This is a genomic window from Deltaproteobacteria bacterium, assembly GCA_019308905.1.
In the GTDB taxonomy this organism is placed as follows: domain Bacteria; phylum Desulfobacterota; class BSN033; order WVXP01; family WVXP01; genus JAFDHF01.
The window spans coordinates 1-26,447 of record JAFDHF010000045.1 but is presented as its reverse complement, the minus strand read 5'-3'; the positions used below and the strand labels follow the sequence as shown (position 1 = coordinate 26,447).

Genomic DNA, 26,447 nt, shown 5'->3' with positions numbered 1-26,447 from the left:
ATTCCTGCGGACCATTTTTGGACTGTTCTGCCTAGTCATAAGCACGATCGTGCTCTCCATCCTGGCGTTCCTCACATTCCCCTTTGACCGGAAGGGAAGATTGATCCACTGGTATGCGCGGGCCTGGGGGTGGGTGATCGTGAGGAGTGCCGGCGTGCGAGTGGTCCTGTCCGGCGCCGATCGAATAGAGAAGGGTAAGCCCCAGATCTTCATGGCCAATCACCAGGGTGCCTTTGACATCTTTGCTCTTCTGGCCTATCTTCCGGTTGATTTCAAGTGGCTCGCCAAGGAGGAGCTCTTCAGGGTTCCTATTCTTGGATGGGCCATGAAGGCCGCGGGCTACATCAGCATCGATCGGAAAGGCAGGAAGAAGGCCTTGGAAAGTATCGAAAGAGCAGTCGCCACTGTTCGACAGGGGGCTTCTGTGATGGTGTTCCCAGAGGGAACCCGGAGCCCTGATGGAAGGATTCACTCCTTCAAGAAGGGAGGGTTCACCTTGGCCTTGAAGGCCGGTGTCCCCATTGTTCCCATATCGATTAGGGGCAGCAGGGATGTCCTGCCCAAGAGTTCACTGAGAGTGAAACCCGGAACGATCGAGATCGTCGTGGGCAGGCGCATCGGCGGTGACGGGGGGAGTCTGGCGGATCGAAACCGGATGATGGAAGAGGTGAGAAAGGCCATAGAGAACGGCTTTGCCCGCTGAGGCGTGAGGGGTTGGAGAATTGAGAGAGGACGGCGTGGGGCGCGAAATCCTGGGTATTCTTCTGATGGGAGCCGGTCTTTTCCTCGGGGTAGCCCTGTTTTCCTATCATCCGTCAGATCCGTCCTTCAACGTACAGCATGTGGGGGGGGTGAGGGAGATCCGGAACCTCGGGGGGGTCGTAGGTGCCTATGGCGCCGATCTCTTCATCCAGGTCCTGGGAGGGGGTGCCTATCTCCTTTCGCCTCTGCTGGTCTGGGTGGGAGTGCTGGTGATAAGCCGGAGCGGAGCGGGCCGGGTGTTGGTGAGAGGAGGGGGAGGGCTCCTTCTCGCCTTGACCGTTTCCATCGGTCTTGGAAGGTGGGTGGAAAACCTTACAATTCGCGGGCAGGAGATGGCAGCCGGTGGTGCCTTCGGCGCGCTCCTCTCCGGAGAGCTCTCAAGATACGTCGGCCTCTTTGGTGCGTCCTTCTTGGTAATCCTTCTCCTGGTGGTATTCACCATAATGACTACGGGGCTCTCCCCGTCGAGGCTGGCCCTTGGTTTGGGCCGTTTGATATCGGAGGCGGCGGGAAAGGTGAGGATCCTGTTCACGATCCACCTCGAGCGGACTGGAAGAGAACGGCGGGTGGGAGGGAAGAGAAAGTCCCGGCACAAAGAGACCCCGGCGAGGGTAACTCGGGTGGTTGAGCCCTCTGTAACAAAGGCGCAAAGCGCCCGGTCTCGTCAGCAGGAAGAGTTTGAATTCCTGGAGGCCAAGGGAACCTTTCATCTTCCCCCTGTCTCTCTCCTCGATGCGCCTGAGGTTGACGACGTGAAGGTCGACAGGCAGAGTCTTGTCATGAATTCACGGATCGTGGAAAAGAAGCTCAGGGACTACGGGGTTGAAGGAAAGGTCGTGGAGGTCAGGCCCGGCCCTGTGATCACGGTCTTTGAATTCGAGCCAGCCCCAGGGGTGAAGGTCAGCAAAATAGTGGGGCTGGCCGATGATCTGGCCCTTGCCCTGAGTTCGGTGAGCATCCGGGTTGTGGCTCCCATCCCGGGAAAGGCCGTTGTGGGCATCGAGATTCCCAACAAGGTGCGCCAGACGGTCTATCTCAAGCAGATCGCCACATCGGAGGCCTTCAGAGAGTCCCGGTCCAAGCTCTCTATCTGCCTGGGGATGGGGATTTCAGGGCAGCCTCTCGTGATCGATCTTGCCGGGATGCCCCATCTCCTGGTAGCTGGCTCGACAGGGTCGGGCAAGAGTGTATTCCTCAACGCAATGATCTGCAGTATCCTTCTCAGGTGCAGGCCTGAAGAGGTCCGCTTCCTCATGATCGACCCGAAGATGCTTGAGCTCTCCCTATACGAGGGGATTCCCCATCTGCTCCTGCCGGTTGTGACCAACCCGAAGAAGGCGGCCCACGGCCTCGAATGGCTGGTGGGCGAGATGGAAAGGCGTTATGGGATCTTGGCCGACAAAGGGGTCAGGAACATCGATCAACACAACCGCGAGATAGAGAAAAGCCTGGGGAATCGCAGGGGCCGTGGCTACGGGACACTCGATGGGACCTCGGGCGGAAGGGAAGGCGAGCCGGTGTCCCTTCCCGAGAAACTGCCCTACATCGTTGTGGTGGTCGACGAGCTGGCCGACCTGATGATGGTTTCCTCAAGAGGCGTGGAGGAGGCCATCACGCGCCTGGCACAGATGGCAAGGGCCGTGGGTATACATCTGATACTGGCTACACAGAGACCATCGGTCGATGTCATCACAGGGCTGATCAAGGCCAACTTCCCTGCCAGGATCTCCTTCCAGGTCTCCTCGAGGACCGACTCAAGGACGATTCTCGACTCTATCGGGGCGGAACACCTGCTCGGGGCCGGAGACATGCTCTTCCTGCCACCTGGAAGTTCCAAGATGATCCGCGTGCACGGGGCATATATCTCTGAAAGTGAAATCAGAAGACTGGTTGAATTCCTCAAGAAGCAGGGTAAACCCGAATACAACGTCTCCATCATGGAGGAGAAACAGGCCGGAGAGGGCCCGGGTGAAGATGAGGAATACGACGAAAAATACGACGAGGCCGTGGCCTTCGTGGCCGAAACCGGCCAGGCCTCGATCTCGCTGATTCAAAGGCGATTCCGGATCGGGTATAACCGGGCTGCAAGGATCGTGGAACGGATGGAAGCCGACGGTATCGTGGGGCCGTCGGACGGCGTGAAGCCCCGGGAGGTTTTGATTCACAAGGTCTAGGGGGATCTCCGGTATTCAGTCGATGAGGGCCGGATGAGAGCGAGGTTGACTCTTTCCTCGATTCTTCTTTCACTGATTCTCTTCTCCGTCATGCCTGTGGCCGACTGTCCGGCCCTTACAACAGGGGAAGTGGTCAGGGGGATAGAGGAGCGGTACGGGTGTGTCTGGAGCCTCAAGGCAGACTTTGTCCAGGAGACTACCACCAGGATGCTGGGCCAGACACGGGTCACCAAGGCCAGGGGGCGGGTGTATCTCCAGAGGCCGGGACTCATGCGTGTCGAATACACCACGCCGCCAAAGAACGTGTGGGTAAGCGACGGGAAGACCCTCTGGTTCTATCAGCCCCGGGATAAACAGGTCAATGTGGGAAGGGTGGATCTCGAGAGGGGAGGTTTTTTCCTGGGCTTTCTCATGGGTGAAAGCGACCTTGCAGAGGATTTTGAAATCCACGGGTGGGACCGGGAGGTTGAAACCTGGCATGGGGCTTACCGAATCGAGCTTGTTCCCAGGAAACCCCAGGCGATGATGGACAGGTTGGTCCTTCTTGTGGATCGAAAGACGGGCTACGTCGATCAGGCAGAGGTCTACGATGCATACGGTAATCTCACGAGGACCCTCTTGAAGCGAGTCCGGGTCAACCGGAAACTGCCTGCCGATCTTTTCACCTTCGTGGTCCCCCCGGGTATTGAGGTCATTGAGGGTTTCCCCGGGTCTCAGGATTAGGGGAACCGCCGGAAACCACGGCCAACAGCCGGGACCACGGATCCCGGGACAGTCGTACCCATGCCCCTGAAACGTGCCACAGGGATCGTGATTCGCTCTTTCGATTATGGCGAGTCCGACAGGATCGTCACCTTCTTGACCCGGGAATACGGGAAGGTCAGGGGGATCGCCAAGGGCGCTCGGCGGAGCAGAAGGCGATTCGCCAACAGCCTCGATCTGTTTTGCCACGTGCGGGTTCTTTTTGCAGAGAAAGAGGAGCGGCCCCTCATGCGGATCGACCAGTGTGACGTGGTGGAGTTCTTTCCGACCCTCGGCCAGGATGTGGCCAGGATGAGCTACGGGAGTTACTTTGCGGAGTTGGTGGACGCCATGTTGGAGGAAGGAGAGGCCCACAGAGGGGTTTTCGATCTCCTGAGGGGGTTTCTATCCATTTTGGACCAGTCAGGGACAAAGGAGGAGATGCTGCGGATCTTCGAGGTACGCCTCCTCTCTCTGGTTGGATATCGGCCGACCCTCGAGTCCTGCGTCCGCTGCGGCAGCTCCATTGATGGGCCGGGGAGGATCTGGTTCGTTCCGGCCAGGGGTGGGGTCTTTTGTGAGAGATGCCGCCCTGCCGGGGAGGAGTCGTTTCCCCTTGCTCTTGGGACTGCCCGGATTCTTGAGAAGGCCGTCGAGACCGACCTCTCAAAGATAGAACGGCTGAGGTTTTCGCCCCTCGCTCTCAGGGAGAGCCGTGAGATTCTGCCCCGCTTTGTCAAACACCATCTCAACAGGGAACTCAAGTCGCTTCGATTCCTGGAGAGCATTAAGTCAGCCCCTTCATGAAGGACGTCGGGTTCCGGCTTGCTCCCGGCGGGGAATTCTTGCCCCTTCCCCACGAACACGCCTCACGAACACGCCCCACGAACACGAATCACGAACACGCCTCACGAACACGAACACGCCTCACGAACACGAGCACGCCCCACGAACACGCCCTGTCTCCTTCCCGCCCAACCTCGATGGGTGCCCCAGTGCTTCCGCAATGTCGCTCCGGAACAAAGGGTTTCCACAAAATGGGGGAACTCCCCGGGGGTGTTCTCCTTGACAGGGTGGGGACAAAGTGTTAATCACTTTTAGTTTTCGGCCGCTTTCGGGGTCATATGAAGAGAACAGAGGGATGGGGCTGTGACTTTTCAAGAATTGATATTGGCCTTGGAAAGGTTCTGGGCAGAGAGGGGATGCATTATTTGGCAGCCCTACCAGACAGAGGTGGGTGCGGGGACGATGAATCCTGCGACTTTCCTCCGTGTTCTGGGACCGGAACCCTGGATGGTGGCCTATGTGGAACCTTCCAGAAGGCCTACCGATGGTCGGTACGGCGACAATCCCAACCGCCTTGAACAGCATTACCAGTACCAGGTGGTCCTCAAGCCTTCTCCCCTGGACGTGCAGGAGGTCTACCTGGACAGCCTGAGGAGTCTGGGTCTGGATCCCCTGGCCCATGACATCCGTTTTGTGGAAGACGACTGGGAGGCGCCGACCCTCGGAGCCTGGGGCCTGGGCTGGGAGATATGGCTCGATGGGATGGAGATCACCCAGTTCACCTACTTTCAGCAGGCAGGAGGATTTGACCTCGACCCGGTGCCGGTGGAGCTGACCTATGGTCTTGAAAGGATCGCCATGTATATTCAGGAGGTCGACAATGTCTTCGATCTCATCTGGACCGGAGAGATCCGTTACGGCGACGTTTACCACCGCCGGGAGGCCGAGTATTCGATCTACAACTTCGAGGTGGCAGACACGTCCATGCTCTTTACCGTGTTCGATCTCTTCGAGAAGGAGTGTTCCCGCCTTGTGGAGAGAGGCCTTCCCCTTCCGGCTTACGACTACTGCCTGAAATGTTCACACGTCTTCAACATTCTCGATGCTCGTGGATCCATAAGCGTGACCGAGAGGACCGGTTTTATCCATCGGGTGAGAGATCTGGCAGGCCGGTGCGCTGCGGCATATCTCGATCAGAGGGAGTCCATGGGGTATCCCCTTCTGAACAGGCTTGGAGCATAGGCGCCGGAGGCTTGCGACACGCCGGCTCGGACCGGGAGTTACGATGGCAAAAGAATTGCTTCTGGAGATAGGGGCCGAGGAGATCCCCGCCGGCCTGACCCCCAAGGCCCTCAAGGACCTGGAAGAGTCGATGCGGGGGGAGCTCGAGTCCCTGGACGTCGATTTCGGGCAGATTCGGTCTATGGGAACTCCCAGACGCCTGGTTGTCTGGGTGGGGGATGTGGAGGAGTTCCAGAAGGATGCGGTCGAGAGAAGACTGGGTCCTCCGAAGCACGCGGCTTTTGACGAGAGAGGTCGCCCCACACGGGCTGCGAGAGGATTCGCCCAAGCACAGGGAGTGGAGGTTGAGGATCTCGAGACGGTTGCCACCGAGAGGGGAGAGTATGTCTGCGCCGTGCGACGCCGGCAGGGGAGGAGAACCGTGGACCTGCTCGGGGAGAGTCTCCCCAGGCTTATTACCGGTCTCTCCTTTCCGAAATCGATGCGGTGGGGTAGATCCGGGCTCCGCTTTGTCAGGCCCATTCACTGGATCCTGGCCCTTTTCGGTGACGAGGTCATTCCTTTTCGCCTGGAGGACATCCAGAGCGGGGACCTGACCTACGGGCACCGGTTCATGAGCCCGGGAGCGATAGAGGTAAATGGGTTCTCGGACTACCTGGGCAAGCTCCGCGAGGCCTCCGTGATTGTCGACCCGGAAGAGAGGAGAGGGACGATCGAAAGGGGGATCAACGAGGCGGCGGGTAAGGTCTCGGGGAGGATTCTCCTCCGTCAGGAGCTTCTCGAAGAGGTGACCTATCTCGTCGAATACCCGGTGATCGTCCTGGGGAGTTTTGAAAGGGATTTCCTGGAACTCCCCCTGGAGGCGGTCGTTCATGCCATGGAGGACCACCAGCGATATTTTCCAGTGGTGGACCACGGGGGTGATTTGCTCCCATACTTCGTCTGTGTATGCAACACTCTGGCTGCGAATATGGACGTAGTGAGGAGGGGAAACGAACGGGTCTTGAGAGCGAGGCTTTCCGACGCGAGGTTCTTCTTCACCGAGGACCTCCGCCTGCCGCTGGAGAAGAGGGTCGAAGACCTGAAAAGGGTGGTCTTTCAGGCAAAGCTCGGGACCTCCTATGAGAAGGTCATGCGGCTCCGCTCGCTTTCCCGTATTGTCGTGAGAAAGCTGAGCCCGGATGCCGAGGCCCTCGTGGATCGAGCCGCTTTTCTCTGCAAGGCCGATCTGGTAACGGGAATGGTCGGGGAGTTCCCTGGCCTTCAAGGGGTCATGGGCAGAGAGTATGCACTCCGTTCGGGTGAGCCGAAAGAGGTGGCCGATGCCATCTACGAGCATTATCTGCCCGCCTTTGCGGGAGATCGGTTACCCTCATCCGTGATAGGGGATTCCATCAGCATTGCGGACAAAATCGATACCATTGCGGGGTGCCTCGGTGTGGGGTTGGCGCCCACGGGCGCCGGTGATCCCTTTGCTCTCCGGCGTCAGGCCATCGGGGTTCTGACCATCCTGTTGGAAAAAGGGTATTCCGTCTCCCTCAAGGAGCTCATCCATGAGAGTGTGGAACTTCTCAAGGAGAGATTGGAGATACCCCCCAGAGAGGCCGAAGACTCGGTTCTCGAGTTCTTCAGGCAGCGTTTCGAAAATCTATTGATCGGAAGAAGCCTCCCCCATGACGCGGTCGAGGCGGTTCTGGTTTCTACCTTTGACGATGTCATGGACTGCTGGCAGCGGATCTCCGCTCTGGCGGAGATGAAGAAGTCCGAGGAGTTTCGTGCCCTGACTGCCGCGTTCAAGAGGGTCGTCCACATCACACGGGCCTGGTCTTGCCGGAAAGTCGTCCCCTCCCTCTTGAGCGAGGAGGCCGAGAGGGATTTGTACAGGATTCTTAGCGAGGTGAGCGGCCGGCTCGATGCGCTTCTCAGGGCGAAGGATTACCGGCAGGCACTGGTCGAACTGTCCCGATTGAAGGATCCGGTGGATCGGTTTTTCGATCGGGTTCTGGTTATGGACAAGGACGAGAAGATCCGTGACAACCGGCTCGGTCTTCTGGGGCGGATCGTCGACCTTTTCCGCCGAATTGCGGATTTCTCCAGAATCACCACGGAGTGAACCCTGGGGGAAAGCGGCCGGAGGCTCTGGAGGGAGAGGGATCTGGGGTGGAGGAAGAAGATCGGCTTCTCATCGAGGGATACGTTTCGAGGGAGATGAGGCCCAGGTTGGAGCGCGAGTATATCAGCCTGGCCCATACTTTCTCGCTGCTCAAGAGGGATCCTCAGGAGGCCTTCGAAAACCTCTTTATCATCATGTTCATGGCTCCCCTGTTGGTGGGGCGGGGTGATATCGCAAGACGGAATCTTTTGCTGCTGAAAGGACTTGTCGATCTGCTGGAGAAGAAAGAGAAGAAATCGGACTTGGCTGTCCGGATAATAGAGACTTTCTATGAGGAGTTCGATTCGGTTATCCGGAAGATAAACAAGGTGCAACAGGTCTACGGCATCGACATCGATCTCTCCTTTCTCAAGTACCTCGACATGAAAAAATAAGGGCCTTCCCCGCACGCTTCCGGGCCGGGTCTAGGAACGGGAGGCCGATAGAAAACGGCTGAGCCGGTTCTTGTGATCCTTTGTAAGCCTGAGAAAAGAGACCCCTGCCCCATAGGAGAATTCGGGTTGGTCTTCGAGATAGACGATCCTGCCTGTGGGGGTGATGACCCGCCCGTCCATTACCACGGTGAATTGATAGGTCTCGCCGACGATGAGGATGTGGCGGGAGCGGATCTTCATCCCGCCTAAGCTGAGATCCTCGGTCTCACCTATGTTGAGTCTATCGAGGCGTACAAAGGAAAGGGGACAACGATGGGGGAAGCGGGGGTGTCTTCGTTTTTCCTGTGCGGGATAGCACATTTTCTTGCTCCATTGTAGACAAGGACCGACAAAGGGGAAAGAGATGATTTCTTTGTCTCTGGTGTTGCCTCTTGTGCTTTTTGGGCTTGAGACAGACAAAGTCGTGCTTGCCTGGATTTCTGTGTATCGATTGCAGGTTTTCCGTCTATATATGCAATAGTGGTGCCAAGATAGGCTTCCTATCTCCAACTGCCCCGCGCGACAGAGGCGGGGCAAGGGAACCGCGGATTTACGGTACCGGTGAGTGGAGGGTGTGCGGGAGGCTCGAGCCACCGGCCCGGCCATGGGGGGGTAAAGCTCCCCCATGATTGAGAGATGGTGGTTATTCTTTGAGACAATCATTGGAGTTATTATGAAAATTTTTTCCGGTATTCAATCCCTTCAGGGAGGATGCGGGTTGGATAGTGTGTGAATTCAAATAGTTACAGCACCCCGGATATTGGTATCGGAATTGCGGTAGGATAGTCCGTTCGTGCCGCTGATCCGGGAGCCGGTAGGTTCCCGACCATGAGAGGGAAGTTGACTCTTCCGGATGAGAAGGCTAAACCGGGTGACAGGGGGGGCTTGATGAACGAACGAATGTCAAGGATGGAGAACTTCTTTGATCTCAGCGAGGTTCCGTTTTCGGATCTCTTTGGCGGAGTTGAATATGTTTGGGAGGTCCTCAATCGCAGGGATCCCTATATTCGAGACAACCTCTGCCCGAACACGTGTTCGTCCCAGAGGAAGGATATCCGGATCGAAGGTGAGGTATATGTGGGCGAGGGGACTGTTATTGAATCGGGGGCGTACATACGAGGGCCCACGATTATCGGCAAGGACTGTCAGATCCGCCATGGAGCCTATATCCGGGGAGGCGTGATCACGGGCGACCACTGTGTGATAGGGCACACCACCGAGGTGATCCGATCTATCCTATTGAATCACGTCAGGGCGGACCATTTCGCCTATGTCGGAGACAGCGTTCTCGGGAGCAACTCCCATCTCGGAGCCGGTGTGATCCTGGCCAATGTCAAGATGCGGATGAGCCCCACTTCGGTGAAAGTCAGAACCAACGGGACCAGCCATGATACGGGGATGAGAAAGATGGGGGGAATCCTCGGCGACGATACCGAGATCGGCTGCAACAGCGTGACCAACCCTGGGACCCTTCTGGAAAAGGGGGTGACCGTCTATCCGGGCATCACCATAGGCGGCTACTGCCGGTCAGGGACGGTCATCAAGACATCGGGCCATCTGGGTGAACCCCGTTCTGTTTTCTTGGCTAACCGTGGCGGATCTGGTTGGGGGGACCCACTGGCGTGTCCAAACTGCGGCCAGCTCATCACGAGGATCGACAGAGTCAAGGAGATGATCGGCTATTGCAAAGAACTGAAGGGCCAGTGCAGTTGCGGCCAGAAGTACGCCTTTACCCTTTCCCCGCCCAATACTCTGGTCCTCTCTTTTCCAGACAGGCAGGTCGAGATCGTCTGTTGAGCAGACAGGGCCCCCGGCCCCCTCTCGTGGAGGGCCGAACCTGCCCGGCAAGAGATACTGCCGGCTCTCCCGGCCGGCATTCCTCCCCGGATCCTAGAAGAAGATATTGAACGGGTAGTCAGGATCCTCCAATTCGGCCTTGTCCCTCTTCATCTCCTTCAGTTTGGCCTGAGCGGCCACGAGTCGGGCGATGGGGACGCGGTAAGGAGAACAGCTCACGTAGGTGAGCCCGAGGGTATGGCAGAACTCGACGCTTCTCGGATTGCCTCCGTGCTCGCCGCAGATGCCCACCTTGAGATTGGGGTTGCTCTTCTTGCCCCATTCCATGGTGATTTTCATGAGCCGCCCCACACCCTTGATATCCAGGACCTCGAAGGGGTTGTCCATGAGGATCTGCATCTCGTTATACAGAGGAAGGAACTTGTTCTCGGCATCCTCTCTCGAGAAGGAGAAGGTGGCCTGGGTGAGATCGTTGGTCCCGAAAGAGAAGAAATCGGTCACCTCGGCCAGCCGCCCGGCGCGCATACAGGCTCGAACCACCTCGATCATTGTTCCGAACTGAACCGGAACAGAGACTCCCCTCTCTTTTTCGACGGATTTCTGGATAGCCACCAGCCACTTGTGGACCTGCTTCAATTCCTGGGCGGTACAGACCTGGGGGACCATGATCTCAGGGTGGATGTCGACCCCTTCCTTGATCAACTCCGCCGAGGCCTCCAGAATGGCCCTGATCTGCATCTTGTAGATCTCGGGATACTTGATACCCAGGCGTACCCCCCGGTTGCCGAGCATTGGGTTGACCTCTGCCGTCTCACGCACCTTCTGGAGGATCTCCTCCTTCTTCTTGATCAGTTCATCCAGAAGTTCCCTCTCCCTTATCTCGGAGAGTTCCTCCATCACGTGTTCGATCTTGGGGATGTACTTCCGGAGAGAGGGCTCCACGATCACCTTGACCGAATCCGGAAAAGTCTCCATCTCCCTGAGGCTCCTCTGCACGTCCTTGAGTCGTTCGATCTCCCAAACCAGAGATTCCACGGAGGGGAGAAACTCGTGAAGAGGCGGATCAAGAAGGCGGATCGTCACGGGGAGTCCTCGCATCCTCTTGAGGATCTTCTTGAAATCCCCTTTCTGCATGGGGAGGAGCTTGTCTATTGCCTCCTGTCTCTGCTTGGCAGTATTGGCGAGAATCATTTCGCGGACGATGGGGAGGCGGTCCGGGGCGTTGAACATCCTTTCGGTTCGGCAGAGGCCGATCCCCTCGGCTCCGAGTCTCCTGGCCCTGGCAGCGTCCTTGGGTGTGTCCGCATTCGCCCTCACCCCGAGGGCCCGGATCTCGTCGGCCCATTTGAGGATTGCCCGCAAATCGGGGCCGAACTCCGGGTCCACGGTCGGGACCTCGCCGATATAGATCGCCCCGGAAGCCCCGTCGATGGTGATGGTGTCGCCTTCAAGGAGGTGATGGTCCTTGACCACGGCGACCTTGTTCCTGTCGTCTATCTGGATATCCTCGCAGCCCACTACACAGGGCTTGCCCATGCCCCGGGCCACCACGGCCGCATGGGAGGTCTTGCCGCCCCGGCTCGTCAGTATGCCCCTCGCCTGGAAGAACCCGTGGATGTCTTCCGGCTTTGTCTCCTCGCGGACCAGGATGACAGCCTCGCCCAACCGGCCGAGACGCTCGGCCTGGTCGGCATCAAAGACCGCCTTGCCCCTGGCCGCACCTGGAGAGGCACCGATGCCCTGGGCGATGGGCCTCGCCTCGGCCTTCGGGTCGATCCGGCGGTGGAGGAGCTGTTCCAGGTGATCGGGGCTGATGCGAAGGAGGGCCTCCTCCTTTGTAAGGAGTTTCTCCCTCACCATGTCACAGGATGTCTTGACGGTCGCGGCGGCATTCATCTTTCCGTTCCGGGTCTGGAGCATGTAAAGCTTACCCCGTTCTATGGTAAACTCGAAGTCCTGAACCTCGCGGTAGTGCTTCTCCAGAATGTGACGAATCCTTTCGAGTTCTCTGTACTGTTCGGGCATCTCCTGTTTCATCTGGGAGATGGGTTTCGGCGTCCTTATGCCGGCCACCACATCCTCGCCCTGTGCGTTGGGGAGATATTCGCCGAAGAGCACGTTTTCGCCGGTTCCCGGATCCCTCGTGAAGTTGACCCCCGTTGCCGAATCATTACCCATGTTGCCGAAGACCATGGTACAGATGTTGACGGCGGTTCCGTTGGCCATGGCAGGAGTGATCTTGAACTCCCTCCGGTAGTCCACGGCCCGTTTGCCCATCCATGAACGGAAGACGGCTTCGACGGCCATACGGAGTTGGACCCAGGGATCCTGGGGGAATTCTTGGCCCGAGTCCTCCCTTATGGCCTTCTTGTACATCTCGCAGATTTCGATGAGCGCCTCGGTATCAAGGTCGGTGTCGAAGCTGGCACCCCGGCGCTTCTTTTCCTCTTCGAGTATCCTGTCAAAACGGCTGTCTTCTACGCCGAGGGCTATCTTGCCGAAGAGTTGAATGAATCGGCGGTAGGAGTCATAGGCGAAGCGTCGGTTTCCCGTGGCCTTTGCGAGTCCCTCGACCACCTGATCGTTGAGTCCAAGGTTGAGTATGGTATCCATCATGCCGGGCATCGACATGGCGGCTCCGGATCGAACCGACACGAGAAGCGGGTTGTCAGGTTCGCCGAACCCCTTGCCGGTCTTGTCCTCAAGCCGTCTCATATGCTCCACTATTTCATCCATAAGGCCGTCCGGGAGGCTCCTCCGGTTCGCATAGTACTTGCGGCAGGCCTCCGTGGTGATGACAAATCCGGGGGGAACAGGAAGCCCGATCTGGGTCATCTCGGCAAGACCGGCTCCTTTGCCTCCGAAAAGCTGCTTGTTCTTGCCGTCGGCTTCTTCAAAATCGTAGACGTATTTGATCTTCTCCATAACAGACTCCTTTATCCTCTCGAGAGTATACACAGGGACTAAATACTATCAGATTACAAAATAAAATCTACACCATCTGAAAAATTATGCCACCCTTCGAGACACGCCGGCCTGGGATCCCCCCGCCCGCTCGCCCAAGAGCAGACTTGACAGGGAAACCATCGATCCGATAGGTTTCCTTGGTTGTTTGTCACGAGCGGTCGAGGCCTATCTCCGTTTTGATGGGGAGGAGGGTGATATGGAGGAAACGAGGAGGGTTCTGCTTCACGTGTGTTGCGCCAATTGTGCCATCTTCCCCCTCAGGCGGCTGAAGAAGGCCGACAGCGAGGTCTTTGGATTCTTCTACAACCCCAATATCCACCCCTTTCAGGAATATCTGAGGCGGCGAGAGGCGGCCGAGGCGTTTTTTCGATCTCAAGGGGTGCGACTCATCATCCGGGACGAGTATGACGTCGAGGGTTTCATAAGAGACGTGGTTTTCCGCGAGGAGAACCGCTGTGCCTACTGCTATAACCGGCGTCTCGAGGCGACGGCCAAGATGGCCAAGAAAGGGCGTTTCGGCGGCTTCACTACCACCCTTCTCTACAGCAAGCAGCAGAAGCACGAATTGATCAGAGAGATAGGAGAGAGCGCGGCCAGGAGATTCGGGATCCCTTTTGCTTACGAGGACTTTCGTGTTGGATGGAGGGAAGGGATCGAGGAGTCGAAGCGAATCGGCCTCTACCGCCAGGAGTACTGCGGGTGTATCTACAGCGAGAAGGAGAGGTACCTCGGGAGGGGCAGGCGTCAGACAAAGACATCGATGATCTGAAAGGCCTCGACGTCCACCAGCCCTCTGTCGGTCATCTTGAGGCGGGGAATCACGGGGAGAGCCATGAAGGAGAGGGTCATGAAGGGGTTTGCCAGCGTGGATCCCAGACGGGCGGCCTCGGCCTGGAGGCGGATGAGCTTGTCTTCCACCCTTTCCACGGGCAGATCGGAGAGAAGCCCGGCAAGGGGAAGGGGGAGGGCGTCCAATACGCGGCCCTCGGCCGTAGCCACCATGCCTCCCTTCATCCGCCGGATCTCGTTTACGGCCAGGGCCATGTCCCCGTCGTCCGCTCCCACGACGATGACATTGTGGGAGTCATGGGACACGGAAGATCCTATGGCTCCCTGCTTCAGGCCGAAACCCCTTACGAATCCCCTACCCATCCTGCCGGACCGGTGGTGTCTTTCTAGGACGGCGATTTTCAGAAGATCCCTTTCAGGGTCAGCCAGAGCAAAGCCCCCTGTCACCGGGACCGATTCTATCGATCCTCCGGTGACGATCTGATCAGGTACGATCTCAATTACCCTCACCCTCTTTGAGCGGGCTTTGAGCCGCAGGTCCTCGGGTTTCACCCTCGAGAGGTGAACGGAATTTGCGAGGGGAGGGAGCTTGGAGGGGAATGCCTCCTGTCGTACCATGCCGTTTTCCACGATCGGCTCCCCCCCGTGGATGACCCATCGCACCTGGAAATCCTCGAGGTTCTCGAGGACTACAAGATCGGCCAGATATCCAGGGGCGATACCGCCCATGTCGTGGAGCCCGAAGTACTCTGCCGGATTGAGGGTTGCCATCCGTATGGCCGTGATCGGATCGAGGCCCAGGCGGACCGCCTTTGCAAGGATTCCGTCCATGTGGCCCTCACGGACAAGATCGTGGGGATGCCGGTCGTCGGAGACCAGTACGAACCTGCGGGAGTTCTCCCCTGTCACCAGGGGGACCAGGTCGGCGAGATTCCTGGCCGAGGATGCCTCGCGAATCATGATGATCATGCCATTGGCGAGTTTTTCACGGGCCTCCTCTATGGCCGTACATTCGTGGTCCGATGTGATTCCCGCGGCGACATAGGCAGAGAGTCTCTTGCCGGTGAGGCCGGGAGCATGGCCGTCGATCCGTTTTCCCGCCGAAACGGTGAGCTTCTTCAAGACAGGAGGTGCTCCGGCCACGACGCCGGGGTAGTCCATCACCTCCCCTATGCCGAGAGCCCAGGGGTTGTCCATGAGGGTCTGGATCTCGGTGTCAGAGAGAGAGGAGCCGGATGTCTCAAGTGGGGTGGCGGGAACGCAGGAGGGGACCATTACGAAAACCCGGAGTGGGCTCTTGCGGGCGGATCTGACCAGCCACCGGATGCCTCTGGCTCCGAGGACGTTGGCTATTTCGTGAGGATCGGCGATGACGGCCGTTGTTCCGTGGGGAACGACGGCTCTTGCGTATTCAGGTGGGGTGACGAGGCTGCTCTCGATATGGACGTGGCCGTCCAGGAAGCCCGGGGAGATGATATGGCCTGAGACGTCGATATCTCTCCGCGCTCTGTATGGTCCGAACCCGACTATTCGGCCCCGGTGAATCGCCACGTCCCCCTCACGGAGGCACCCTGAGAAAACGTCGACGATCTTTCCTCCCCTGAGGAGAAGGTCGATTCGCACCCGGCCTGCGGCTGCAGCGATCCTCTGGGTCAGATCCCTTACGGTCGGTGTCCTGCTTGCCTTCATGGGATCCTCACGGTTGATGTAACACTCTTACCAGAGTTCCCCTGGAGGATCAATACACGGAACGCTGACTCGAGTCTGCCCATGTTACAGAAAGCGTGGGTCCGCTTCACTGCCAGAACTGGGAAGACCCGAGACGGAAAGTTGACAAAAGGGAGGCACTTTGTTAAAAAAGGAACAAACTCGTGAGTCGGCCCGGGAGAAGTAGATGCCTCAAAGTGTTTCTGAAGAGATCCGCATCAGGCCCATGAGAGAGGACGATCTGGAAGCGGTTGTTGCCATCGACGAAAAAGTCCTTGGAGAGAAGCGATACGACTACTGGCGGCGAAAGATCCGTTTCCGGGGAGATAACTCCGACAGCACGGGGTTCGTTGCCGAGGCTGAGGGCCGGATTGTGGGGTTCATCCTGGGAGAGATAAGCGGCCGGGAGTTCCGGATATCCCATACGGTCGGCTGGGTCGACACGATCGGCGTCGACCCGGCTTATCAGAGAAGGGGTGTGGCCAGTGCTCTCCTGGACCGGGTGATCCGGTGTTTCAAGGAGCAGGGCGTTGAGACGATCCATACCCTTGTCAACTGGTCGAGTTGGGATTTGCTCCAGTTTTACAAGAAGGCCGGGTTCACGCGAGGGGACATGATCAATCTGGAGCTCAAGATCTGAAGGTGTTCCGGCCCTCCATGAGGGCCTTGTCGAAGATTTTCAGGCTGATCTCTCTGAACCCGGGAGGTGTGATCTCTCCGATGGTCGACCTGAGCCTTTCCGGAGAAAAGGGAAGCCTGGGATGGGCGGAGGCGAAACCGATGAGGGCGATATTGGCCGATCTGGGAGAACCCATCTCCCGTGCGAGTTCGCCTGCGGGGAATACCGGGATCTCGACTCCTTTCTCCTCGAGATAGCGGGAAACCCGTCCGTCCAGGAAATCCGCCGCCGGGGCGTTGACAAAGCAGATCCCCCCGTCTCTGTCTCTGGTTCGCTGCCTTATGTAGGGCAAGGCCCGGTAGGCCTCGCTCTTCTCGAGGCAGAGAAGAACGTCGGCCCTGCCTCTCTCGACCAGGGGACTCTCAAAGTCACCGATTTTGAGATGCGTAATGACCGATCCCCCCCGCTGACTCATTCCGTGGGTCTCCGAGCCGATGAGATCATTCCCTTCGGTCATGGCCATGACCGAGAAGATCCGTGTGGCAAAGAGCACGCCCTGTCCTCCCACACCTGAGATTATCATCTGGATTCGCATAGGTGACCCTCAACCAATGGGCACGATCGCCTCCTGGCCGCACACTTCGATGCAGAGACCGCAATCCACGCAGGTCGAGCGGTCGATCTCCACCTGCCCCTCTCTTCCAAGGACCAGGGAAGGACATTCGAAGCGCTTCAAACAGTACCCACAACCCACACAGGCACCGACTGCAGGCATGTCGATGGCAGAGGTCGGGCACTCGAGGAAACATACCCGGCAGGCCGTGCATTTGTCGTAGTCGACGGTATAGCCCTCTTCGGTCTTGGATATGGCTTGCTCCGGGCATTGGATCAGGCATGTGTCGCAGTGAAAACAGGCCCCGCAGTGAAGACAGCGCCTGGCTTCCTCGATGATCGCCTCCTCGCCTGGCAGGAGCAGAACCTCCTGGAAGTTGCCGGCCCGTGCTTCCACGGCCAGGGTGGGTTCCTCGATTCTCCGCCCTTTTTCCACCTGGTCGATCCTGGCCGACGCGAACTTCATGCGGCGGCCCTCCATCTCGCGACCCTTCGCCATATCCTCGCCTCTCAGGTATCGAACGATCGAGAGAGCGGCCTTTCTGCCGCCGGCCAGAGCGTCGATGAGGTTCTTCGGGCCCGTCACCCCATCTCCGGCCGCGAAGATCCCTTCTGCCGTTGTGGCCAGTGTGACCGGGTCCACATGGATCGTTTTCCAGGAGGTGAGGGCAACTGTCTCCTCGAGACCGGAAAGATCCGGGACATATGCTGGAGAAGTGATGACGAGGTCGGCTCTCAGCGTTCTTTCCGCACCTCTAGTGGAGACGATCCTCGTCCTGCCCAGGCTGGTGGGCTTCCCGAGAACAGCGGTCTTGAAACTCACCCCTCTGGCCCTACCACCCGAGGTGGCTATCCTCGTCGGAACCGAGAGAAAACGAAACCTTACACCCTCTTTCTCGGCTTGGATGATCTCCGACTCCTGGGCGGGTAGTTCCCTTCTTGAACGGTTGTAGAGGATCGTGACCTCCCTTGCCCCCAATCGGAGGGCGGTTCGCGCTGCATCGAGGGCCCGGTCGGTTCCGCCGATCACAACGACCCTTGATCCCACGGGGGCCGTCTCCTTCAGGGCGACCCGCTTCAGGAAGGCCAGTGAATCGATGACGCCTTCAGCCTCGGAGCCGGGAAGACCCGGACCGTCCGCCCTGTGAGCCCCCAGGGCGAGAAGGACAGCCTCGTAACCCCGGGTCCTGAGGTCTTTCAGGGCAACCCCGTCTCCGACGGGTGTGTTCAGACGAATCTCGGCCCCGAGGTTGCGGACGATCTCAATCTCCCGGTCCAACACGCCTTGGGGGAGTCGAAACCGGCCTGTACCCACGGCCATGGTCCCTCCGGCGACCGGGAGGGCCTCGAAGATCGTCACCCCGTACCCCTCCCGTCTCAGATCAAAGGCTGCCATCAGGCCGGCAGGACCCGAACCCACGATGGCGACTTTCTCATTTCTCTTGGGGCCCGGACGGAAGCGGGGTGCGGCGGCGCCTTCCCTGTCGGCGAGAAACCGCTTCAGAAGATCGATGGCGATCGGCTGGTCCACCGCTCTTCTGCGGCAGATCTTCTCACAGGGGCGGGCGCAGAGTCTTCCCGTGATGCCGGGGAAGGGATTCTTTTCACGGACCAGAGCCAGGGCTTCATCGAATCTTCCTTTAGAGATGAGGGCAATGTATCCCCTGGCATCGACCTGGAGGGGACAGGCGGCCGTGCACGGGGCTGGCTTGTCTCGATGGACCGGCAGAAGAGCCTCGGGTACGGCGCCTCCTGCCACGGGGTGGATGTCCTTGTCCGGTGGAGGCAGGTGGCGGATGTCGACCTTTATGGGGCGGATCTTGAGTTGCTCCGGCTGGTGGGTGATGCAGGGATACCTGGCGATGAGGACTGCCACCCCTCCGTCGGGCTGTTTGGTGTATCGACGGGCCCTCCGCGTCTCCCTGACGAGATCCTTCATATCGTAAGGGTTGACCAGTCGGACATACTTCACACCGGCCCCCTTGACGAGTTCTTCCAGGGACAGGGCCGTCCCGGGATGCCCGTCGGCCGTAAGGCCCGACTCCGGGGTAGGCTGCATTCCCGTCATGGCGGTGGTGGAATTGTCGAGAACTACCAGAATGAAGCGGGAACCGTTGTAGACGGCGTTCAGCAGTCCCTGAGTGCCGGAGTGGTAGAAGGTCGAATCCCCGATGGTGGCAATGATGGGAGGATCGAGCCCATCCTGGTTGTAGGCATGGTAGAGGCCGCTGGCAAAGGTGATGCTCGCCCCCATGTCGTGGCAGGTGTCGACGGCATCCATGTTCATTCCAAGGGTGTAGCATCCGATGTCACTGGTGAAGATGGCCTCCGGCAAGGCTCGTTTCAGGCTGTAGAAGGACGCCCTGTGAGGACAACCCGGGCAGAGGGACGGCCTGCGAAGGGGGAGCCCGAGATCGCCGATGATCTGCTCCAGTTCCCCTGGAGAGGGCCTGTCCGGCAAGGGGATGGAGAGCCCTCGGCAGAGATCGGAGAGGATTCGGCTGACCGTGTCAGGAGTCATCTCCCCCTCGGCGGGGACTGTTCCGTCGAGCCTCCCCCGGAGCTTCGACTTGTCCAGGATCTGCAGTTCTATGACCGGCTCGGTTTCTTCCAGGATCAGGACGTTTCTGCAATGGCTGATGAATGCCTCCACCGTACCGGTGGGCAGGGGGTAGGGCGTCCCTATTTTGAGGAGGGGGATCTCCTCTTGGAGGTACATTTCGCGTAGGATGTCCCGGACCATGGCATGACAGATGCCCCCTGCAATGATACCCAGAGGCGCGTCCTCCCGGCCGTGTTCCACAAAGTTGACGGATCCCATGGAAGCGAACTCGCCGGCGATCTCCCTGAGCTTCAGGTTGAGTTGCCTGTGAAGGAAAAAGCGAAACCTCGGGGTTGCGCTCCATCTTTGGGGATTCCGCTGGAAGTGGGCCCTTCTTTCGAGCCTGGATATAGACCTGAACCGGATGGTCTGCCTGGCGTGGGAGACCCTTGTGACCGGACGGAAGAGTACGGGGATCTGGAATTTTTCCGACAATTCAAAGGCCAGGGGCATCATCTCATGGGCGTCTCTCGGACTGGCCGGGTCGAAGACCGGTATCTTTGCGAACATGGCCATGAAGCGTGTATCTTGCTCTGTCTGGGAGGAGTGCGGTCCTGGATCGTCGCAGCTTATGATAACGAAGCCGCCCATGGTCCCTATGTAGGCCGAGCTCATCAGGGGATCCGTAGCCACATTGAGTCCTACCTGCTTCATTGCCACAGCGGCCCTCTTTCCAGTGTAGGAGGCGGCGAGGGCGTTCTCAAAAGCCACCTTTTCGTTTGTGGACCATTCGATGTACGTGTCGAGATTGTTCTCCCTGCTGAAGAGGACCACACCGGGCAGGATTTCCGAACTGGGAGTTCCCGGGTAGGAGGCCATGAAGTGGCATCCACTCTCCACGATCCCCCTGGCGATGGCTTCGTTCCCCAAAAGGACTCTCTTCTCTGACCCCGGCATGGTAATCCTCTTTCCACTCCTTGTTGTCTGCTGGTCCATGAAGGCCGAAGGAACTCCCGCCACCACGGGGTGAAACCCTCAGCCGGAAAACAGTATCTCCTCGACCTCTTCCCAGTGGCACCCCGAGGTGAGGGAGACGAGCGGGCCGACCTGGAAGAGGGAGTTCTGAGAAGACCCTTCCTCCCGGGCTGTCGTCTTCCCCGTTTTTCGGATGAGAAAAACCGCCATTCGTGAGGCCTGGCCGTCGAACCACGGTGCGGCCGATGCTCCGGAACGGAGTCCTGAAAGATCCCCGGAAGGACCCGGTTCGACCATGACAAGCCATCCCCGGTGGTAAGGAGCCTTCCAGACCAACATGGGATCTTCCTTGAGGTCGTGATTCACGGCGGAGACCTTCCCGCCCAGGGGAGAGGGGATCGTGAGTTCTCTCTTCCCCACAACGATCCTGACCAAAGGCCCGTTCCTCTCCAAAGAATCGCCGGCCCCGGGGAGATCGATCCGATCCGCTCGAGCTGCAAAGGTCGAGGCCAGGTCATCCAACCCCAGTCGGATGAGCCTGCCCATCGGTTTTGCCCAGACGTGCCACGCGCTGTAACTCCGGTCTGGGAGGAAGGTGAAGCCATGGAGCCTGAAGGCACGCCTCTGTTCGGCCGGTCTGAAGGCAAGGGCCGGATGGGTGTGGAAGCGATCCTCCATGGCCTGGTCCACTTCACACCGCCAGCACTCATAGCCGTTGGAGCAGATCATGAAGTCGAGAAGTCCCAGTCTCACATATTTGCAAGACCGCACCGTCCCCGTGGCGGAGTGTTTGATCTTTCTGGTCCGGTCGATCTCCATCTCCATTGTCCCTGTGGGGCAGACGTACTCGCAAGCCCCACAGGCCAGGCAGTTCTCCGTATCGATACCGAAGGGGGCCCCGACCCTTCTGGAGATACCCCGGTTGGAAAAACCGATTGCCTCGGCTCCGATGATCTCCCGGCAGACCCGGACACAGAGGCCGCAGAGGACACAGGTGTTTTCCCGGTTTTCGGTCCTAAAGCGGCTCTTCTCGACCCCCAGTCGACGGGCAAGCTCTTGAATGACAGGGACCTGCGGGCACCTGGCAAGGAGGAGCTCAACCAGAAGCCGTCTGGCACGCAGGACCCTTCTCGAACGGGTTCTTACCTCGATTCCCTCCCTGGCGGGATAGTTGCAGGCCGTGACCAGGCGGGATTCCCTCCCCTTGTCTCTCACCTCCACGGTGCAGAGCCTGCACGAACCGTAAGGGGTGAGGTCCGGATGATAGCATAGTGCGGGGATCGGGATGGACATCTTCCTGGCGATGTCCAGCAGTGTTGCCGACTCTGCGGCTTTCACCTTCTTTCCGTCGATGGTTAGAGTGATCATCGCCGGGTCCCTCTCACAGGCCGACCTATTGCTTCAAGACAGCCTCGAACCTGCAGACCTGGTGGCAGGCATCGCATTTGACGCAGCGCTCCCTGTCCAGCCGGTGCGGGTGCCTGGCCTCCCCTGAGATGGCATCGGCCGGGCAGACCTTGAGACAGGCACCGCAGCCGGTGCAGCGCTCCGGGTCGATGGTGTAGGTGATCAGAGTCTTGCACACCCCTGCCGGACAGCGCTTGTCTCGGATGTGGGCCTCGTACTCTTCCCTGAAGTGACGGATAGTCGACAGGACCGGGTTGGGTGCAGTCGTCCCCAGGGCGCACAGAGAGGTTTCCCTCATGGTCCAGGCCAGGTCTTCCAGAAGCTCGATATCCCCCATCGTCCCCTTTCCTTCACAGATATCCGTGAGAATTCGGTCCATCTGGTAGAGCCCCTCCCTGCAGGGCGTGCACTTGCCGCAGGATTCCCCCTCGAGGAAGCGGACAAAGTACCTGGCCATATCTACCATGCAGGTCTCTTCATCCATGACGATCATGCCGCCCGAACCCATCATCGATCCTGCTTCCTGGAGCCGGTCGAAATCCACGGGGAGGTCGAGGAGATGCCCGGGAATGCAGCCGCCAGAGGGTCCTCCGGTCTGCACGGCTTTGAATCGCTTTCCCCCGGGAATCCCTCCGCCGATGTCGTATATGATCCGGCGGAGGGTTGTTCCCATGGGTACCTCAACCAGGCCGGTGTTGTTGATCTTTCCTACGAGGGAGAAAATCTTTGTCCCCTTCGAGCCCTCGGTGCCGACACTGGAGTACTTTTCCGGTCCCTGGGCGATGATGACCGGCACATTGGCCCAGGTCTCCACGTTGTTCAGGTCAGTCGGCCTGTCCCAGAGGCCGCGCTCCACAGTGTGGACGTACTTGGCCCGGGGCTCTCCGGCCCTCCCCTCCAGGGATGCCATCAGGGCCGTGGACTCGCCGCAAACAAACGCGCCGCCTCCCTGGTTCACCCTGAGGGTGAAGTTCAGACCGGAGCCCAGGATGTCTTTGCCCAAAAGACCGCAAGCCTTTGCCTGGTCGATGGCACGGATCAGGTGGGCCACGGCCACGGGGTATTCATGACGGACATAGACATAGCCCTCCTCGGACCCGATGGCGTAGGCGCCGATGAGCATCCCCTCGATGACGGCATGGGGATTTCCCTCGAGAAGAGACCGGTCCATGTAGGCACCAGGGTCGCCTTCATCGGCGTTGCAGACGACAAACCGCTCTTTGCCCGGGGCCCGGCGGCAGGCATCCCATTTCTCCCCTGTTGGGAATCCTCCCCCGCCGCGGCCTCTCAGGCCCGATCGCTTGATTGCGTCGATGACCTCCTCCTGGGTCATGGCCGAGAGGACCGTCTCAAGGGCCTGGTACCCCCCGATGGCGATGTAGTCGTCGATCCGTGTGGGATCGATCTCTCCGTTGCTTCCGAAGACAAGGCGCATCTGAAGACTGTAGAAGGGGACATCCCTCTCGTGCAGGACTCTCTCCTCTGTCACCGGGTCCACATAGAGAAGACGATCGATGATCTCCCCCTTCCTGACGGTCTTGGCGACGATATCCGCGACATCTCCGGGTTGCACCCCTTGGTAGAAGACGCCTTCAGGACGAATTACAACCAGGGGGCCTCGCTCGCAGAACCCGTGACACCCCGTTTCCCGGAGGGCGACCTCCCGATCCAGGTTTTCTTTTCTCAACTCCTCCCGGAAGGCCCCTGTAACTTCGCGGGCCCCGGAGGCCAGGCAGCCGGTTCCTCCACAGACGGTTATGCAGGGCTTGGCCGGATCCCTGGAGTGCTGAAGGGACCGGCGGAAAGCCCTTAGTGCCGAAATGCTCGGTATTCGACGGTCCACCTTATGGTCTTTATCCGTACTCTTCAAGGATGGATTCCACATCCCCGAGCCGGACGTTGCCGTGATAGTGATTGTCTATGATGACCAGCGGACCCAGGGCACAGGCCCCCACGCAGTTGACGGATTCCAGAGAGAACCTCAGATCCTTCGTGGTACCCCCACCCTGAAGATGGAGCCGGTTCTCGAGAAAGTCGAGGATCTTTGCCCCTCCCCGGACATGGCATGCCGTTCCCAGGCAGACCCGGATGGTGTGCCTCCCCCGGGGCTCCAGGCTGAGAGCCTTGTAAAAGGTGGCGACCCCGTAGATTCTGGTGAGGGGGATGTCGAGAGTCCTTGCCACCTGGAGGAGGGCTTTTCGTGGCAGGAATCTGAACTCCTCCTGGATCTCCTGGAGGACCGCGAGCAGGGAGGAATCCCTGTACCCGTGTCTCTCGATGATTTCCGAGACCGTGTCCAAAACCTCGTCCATGGGTTTCTCCCCGTGCCGGCCTTCAGCCATGGAGCACTTCCTCCTCCACTCGGCCGGGACCCGGGAACGGGCGGGAGAGCCTGACGGATCGACTCCGATCGGCCACAATGCAAGGCCATCCCCAGCCCGCGTGAACCTGTACAGGGAGTACCGCGACTTTACACTGATTCTGTGCCGAGAGGGATGATCGACCAGAGCCTACGGCAGCTTGCCGAGAACGCCCCTCGGAGCCTCCAATCCCCGAAAGGAGACGCCTTGGTTCCGAGACCGTTTCAACTCCCCCGGGGGCTTTCTTGGAAATGGTCGAACAGAGGGAGAACCCGGCAGGGGGTGTCACTGGGACTCTTTCTCTCTCTTTTTTGCCTTTTCGACGAGCTCCACCAGGGTCTCCAGCTTCGATTTCGGAGGGGTGAACACTCGGTCGAGCTCTTGAGGTGAATAATGGTCGGCCAGAAACTTCTCTATGTCCAGCTGCCCGCGCCAGCACCTGGCAATCCACCCGCAGGGGAGGTGGTCGTTCATTGTACGGCAGAACTTGAAGGTCACCTCTCCGCCCAACCTCGGGCATCGAATCCCTTTCCCGTCATGCTCTTCGATCAACCTGGCCCCCTCCACGGCGAGGGGAGGACATCCACAGAGCCGCTCGGAACCTGCGGGTGTACCCCCTCACCAGCAACGCCGTCTATTGTCTTTCCCACCGGTCCCGGGGCTCAGACCTTGGGCAGGTCGGCCTGGGCCTTTTTTACCTCCTCCTCCGGATAGGAATAATCCACCAGCTTGCCGGACAGGTAGGCATCGTAGGCTGCAAGGTCGAAGTGACCGTGGCCGCTATGGGCGATCAGGATGGTCTTTGCCTCGCCCGATTCCTTGCACTTGAGGGCTTCGTCTATGGCCACTTTCAGATTGTGACACGGCTCAGGCCCGGTGATTATGCCTTCGGTCCGGGCGAACTTCACCCCCGCCTCAAAGGTGGCCGTCTGATGGGCAGCCACTGCTTCAATGAGGCCTAATTGATGGAGATGGCATATGATCGGTGCCATGCCGTGATAGCGCAGTCCTCCCGCGTGGACGGGGGGTGGAATGAACCCGTGGCCCAGGGTATTCATCTTGAGCAGGGGGGTCATTCCCGCCGAGTCACCGAAGTCATAGGCGTATATCCCCTTGGTCATGGTGGGACAACTCTCAGGCTCCACACAGATGATCCGGAGGTCGGGCTTTTGCCCGCTGATCTTGTCCCTTATCCAGGGCAGGAACTGCCCGGCGAAGTTCGATCCGCCCCCGATGTTGCCGACAATAATATCAGGATAGGCATCCGCCATTTCCATCTGCTTGCGGGTCTCCTCGCCGATGATGGTTTGGTGGAGGAGAACATGATTGAGTACGCTTCCAAGGGCGTAGTGGGTATCGTCCCGGCCCACGGCCTCCTCGACCGCCTCGCTGATGGCGAGTCCCAGGCTGCCAGGGCAATCCGGCCACTTTTCGAGCATTTCCCGCCCTGCCTTGGTCTCCCTGCTGGGACTGGGAACGCACGTTGCCCCCCAGGTCTCCATGGCGATGCGCCGGTATGGCTTCTGGTCGTAGCTGATCCTGACCATGTAGACTTTGATCTCCACACCGAAGAACGCTCCGGCTAGGCTGAGGGCACTGCCCCACTGTCCGGCGCCGGTCTCAGTCGTTATCCGCCTGATACCCTCCTTCATGTTATAGTAACACTGGGCTGTGGCCGTGTTGGGTTTGTGGCTGCCGGCCTGGTTTGTCCCCTCGTATTTGTAAAAGATCTTGGCCGGTGTATCCAGAGCCTTTTCCAGCCTGTACGCCCGATGGAGCACGGTGGGCCTCCACGTGCGGTAGACAGCCTGGAGTTCCTCGGGGATCTCGATCCAGCGCTCTGTGCTCACCTCCTGCTTGATCAGCTCCATTGGGAAGAGTGGGGCTAGATCGTCAGGAGTGACTGGCTTCCCGGTGGCTGGATGAAGAACCGGCGGCAATGGCTCCGGCAAGTCGGCCTGGATGTTGTACCAGTGGGTTGGCATATCTTTTTGATCGAGGAAGTACATGGCTCTTTCCATCTTGTCCTCCTTTTTGTTTTGGGGATGTTTCCTGGTCGACCCTTTCCTCTGGTCCTGAGCAGGACACAATCATGGCCTGCTCGTGGCAGTGCCGCTGCACCCCCTGTCGGGCTGGAAGCGGCTCTGCAGGTGGCTCGCACCTCCCTCCCTGATAGAAATTCATTGAAGATGTAAAGGCCTGTCGACAAAACAGGGCAGGTTAGTCCATAGCACCATTCGGGCGGTTTGTCAAGGATTTTCCCCCTGGAGCAGCGATTCCGTAACTTTTGCCGGCGCGGATAGTTAAGCCCCCGAAAAGGGCTAAGTTATGTTCGACTAGGCGAGATTCGGATTGGGGAGTAGGTTGGATTTAGTGGCTGA

General features: G+C 58.9%; 20 protein-coding genes. 10 read left to right on the top strand and 10 right to left on the bottom strand.

Translation table 11 applies throughout. From position 1 onward, the window contains the following. Positions 1-49 precede the first annotated feature (49 nt). The 7 genes from JRJ26_14170 to JRJ26_14140 all read left to right on the top strand — a co-directional run bounded on the left by JRJ26_14170 (position 50) and on the right by JRJ26_14140 (position 8,252). A complete protein-coding gene (locus JRJ26_14170) occupies positions 50-703 on the top strand; it encodes a 1-acyl-sn-glycerol-3-phosphate acyltransferase (GenBank protein ID MBW2058636.1) in 654 nt (217 codons plus the stop codon). A gap of 64 nt (positions 704-767) precedes the next feature. After that, complete coding sequence (locus tag JRJ26_14165) at positions 768-2,936, top strand: DNA translocase FtsK 4TM domain-containing protein (GenBank protein MBW2058635.1); 2,169 nt, start codon at positions 768-770, stop codon at positions 2,934-2,936. Positions 2,937-2,969: 33 nt separating this feature from the next. After that, complete coding sequence (gene lolA, locus JRJ26_14160) at positions 2,970-3,659, top strand: outer membrane lipoprotein chaperone LolA (GenBank protein MBW2058634.1); 690 nt, start codon at positions 2,970-2,972, stop codon at positions 3,657-3,659. A gap of 60 nt (positions 3,660-3,719) precedes the next feature. Then, complete coding sequence (gene recO / locus JRJ26_14155; GenBank protein ID MBW2058633.1) at positions 3,720-4,484, top strand: DNA repair protein RecO; 765 nt, start codon at positions 3,720-3,722, stop codon at positions 4,482-4,484. Between the two features lie 342 nt (positions 4,485-4,826). Beyond that, a complete protein-coding gene (locus JRJ26_14150; GenBank protein MBW2058632.1) occupies positions 4,827-5,705 on the top strand; it encodes a glycine--tRNA ligase subunit alpha in 879 nt (292 codons plus the stop codon). A 43-nt stretch (positions 5,706-5,748) separates the two neighbouring features. Beyond that, on the top strand, positions 5,749-7,818 hold the full coding sequence (locus tag JRJ26_14145) for a glycine--tRNA ligase subunit beta (protein ID MBW2058631.1): 2,070 nt from the start codon (positions 5,749-5,751) through the stop codon (positions 7,816-7,818). Positions 7,819-7,865: 47 nt separating this feature from the next. Continuing rightward, the gene (locus tag JRJ26_14140) at positions 7,866-8,252 is read left to right on the top strand and encodes a hypothetical protein (GenBank protein ID MBW2058630.1); all 387 of its coding nucleotides are present in this window, start codon (positions 7,866-7,868) and stop codon (positions 8,250-8,252) included. Positions 8,253-8,282: 30 nt separating this feature from the next. Here JRJ26_14140 and JRJ26_14135 read toward each other — a convergent pair whose 3' ends face one another. Then, complete coding sequence (locus tag JRJ26_14135) at positions 8,283-8,612, bottom strand: PilZ domain-containing protein (protein MBW2058629.1); 330 nt, start codon at positions 8,610-8,612, stop codon at positions 8,283-8,285. Positions 8,613-9,179: 567 nt separating this feature from the next. On the opposite strand from JRJ26_14135, the gene JRJ26_14130 reads away from it, so the two are divergent. After that, positions 9,180-10,088, top strand: coding sequence for a glucose-1-phosphate thymidylyltransferase (locus tag JRJ26_14130; protein ID MBW2058628.1), 909 nt, complete (start codon positions 9,180-9,182; stop codon positions 10,086-10,088). A gap of 93 nt (positions 10,089-10,181) precedes the next feature. On the opposite strand, the gene JRJ26_14125 is transcribed toward JRJ26_14130, so the two are convergent. After that, a complete protein-coding gene (locus JRJ26_14125; GenBank protein ID MBW2058627.1) occupies positions 10,182-13,013 on the bottom strand; it encodes a pyruvate, phosphate dikinase in 2,832 nt (943 codons plus the stop codon). 238 nt (positions 13,014-13,251) lie between these two features. Here JRJ26_14125 and JRJ26_14120 point away from each other — a divergent pair, with 238 nt between their 5' ends. Next, positions 13,252-13,824: an epoxyqueuosine reductase QueH gene (locus JRJ26_14120; GenBank protein MBW2058626.1), complete on the top strand. Its 573-nt coding sequence runs from the start codon at positions 13,252-13,254 to the stop codon at positions 13,822-13,824. Here the strand turns inward: JRJ26_14120 and ade are convergent. Next, positions 13,800-15,533 carry an adenine deaminase gene (gene ade / locus JRJ26_14115; GenBank protein MBW2058625.1) on the bottom strand — a complete coding sequence of 578 codons (1,734 nt, stop codon included), beginning with the start codon at positions 15,531-15,533 and terminating at the stop codon, positions 13,800-13,802. The genes JRJ26_14120 and ade overlap by 25 nt on opposite strands. 205 nt (positions 15,534-15,738) lie before the next feature. Between ade and JRJ26_14110 the strand changes: the two genes are divergently transcribed. Then, on the top strand, positions 15,739-16,191 hold the full coding sequence (locus tag JRJ26_14110) for a GNAT family N-acetyltransferase (GenBank protein ID MBW2058624.1): 453 nt from the start codon (positions 15,739-15,741) through the stop codon (positions 16,189-16,191). On the opposite strand, the gene JRJ26_14105 is transcribed toward JRJ26_14110, so the two are convergent. The 7 genes from JRJ26_14105 to JRJ26_14075 form a co-directional block, all read right to left on the bottom strand. Further along, the gene (locus tag JRJ26_14105; GenBank protein MBW2058623.1) at positions 16,181-16,765 is read right to left on the bottom strand and encodes an indolepyruvate oxidoreductase subunit beta; all 585 of its coding nucleotides are present in this window, start codon (positions 16,763-16,765) and stop codon (positions 16,181-16,183) included. The two genes, JRJ26_14110 and JRJ26_14105, sit on opposite strands and share 11 nt — an antisense overlap. A 9-nt stretch (positions 16,766-16,774) precedes the next feature. Next, positions 16,775-20,281 carry an FAD-dependent oxidoreductase gene (locus JRJ26_14100; protein MBW2058622.1) on the bottom strand — a complete coding sequence of 1,169 codons (3,507 nt, stop codon included), beginning with the start codon at positions 20,279-20,281 and terminating at the stop codon, positions 16,775-16,777. Between the two features lie 78 nt (positions 20,282-20,359). Continuing rightward, positions 20,360-21,667, bottom strand: a complete 1,308-nt coding sequence (locus tag JRJ26_14095; protein ID MBW2058621.1) for a (2Fe-2S)-binding protein — start codon at positions 21,665-21,667, stop codon at positions 20,360-20,362. 25 nt (positions 21,668-21,692) lie between these two features. Next, positions 21,693-23,591 (bottom strand): 4Fe-4S binding protein, encoded by a 1,899-nt coding sequence (locus tag JRJ26_14090; GenBank protein ID MBW2058620.1) that lies wholly within the window; start codon positions 23,589-23,591, stop codon positions 21,693-21,695. Further along, positions 23,560-24,018: an NAD(P)H-dependent oxidoreductase subunit E gene (locus tag JRJ26_14085; protein MBW2058619.1), complete on the bottom strand. Its 459-nt coding sequence runs from the start codon at positions 24,016-24,018 to the stop codon at positions 23,560-23,562. Before JRJ26_14085 ends, JRJ26_14090 begins: the two co-directional genes overlap by 32 nt. Before the next feature lie 333 nt (positions 24,019-24,351). Next, the gene (locus JRJ26_14080) at positions 24,352-24,618 is read right to left on the bottom strand and encodes a hypothetical protein (GenBank protein ID MBW2058618.1); all 267 of its coding nucleotides are present in this window, start codon (positions 24,616-24,618) and stop codon (positions 24,352-24,354) included. 110 nt (positions 24,619-24,728) lie between these two features. Beyond that, positions 24,729-26,087 (bottom strand): TrpB-like pyridoxal phosphate-dependent enzyme, encoded by a 1,359-nt coding sequence (locus JRJ26_14075; GenBank protein MBW2058617.1) that lies wholly within the window; start codon positions 26,085-26,087, stop codon positions 24,729-24,731. Positions 26,088-26,447: the final 360 nt, after the last annotated feature.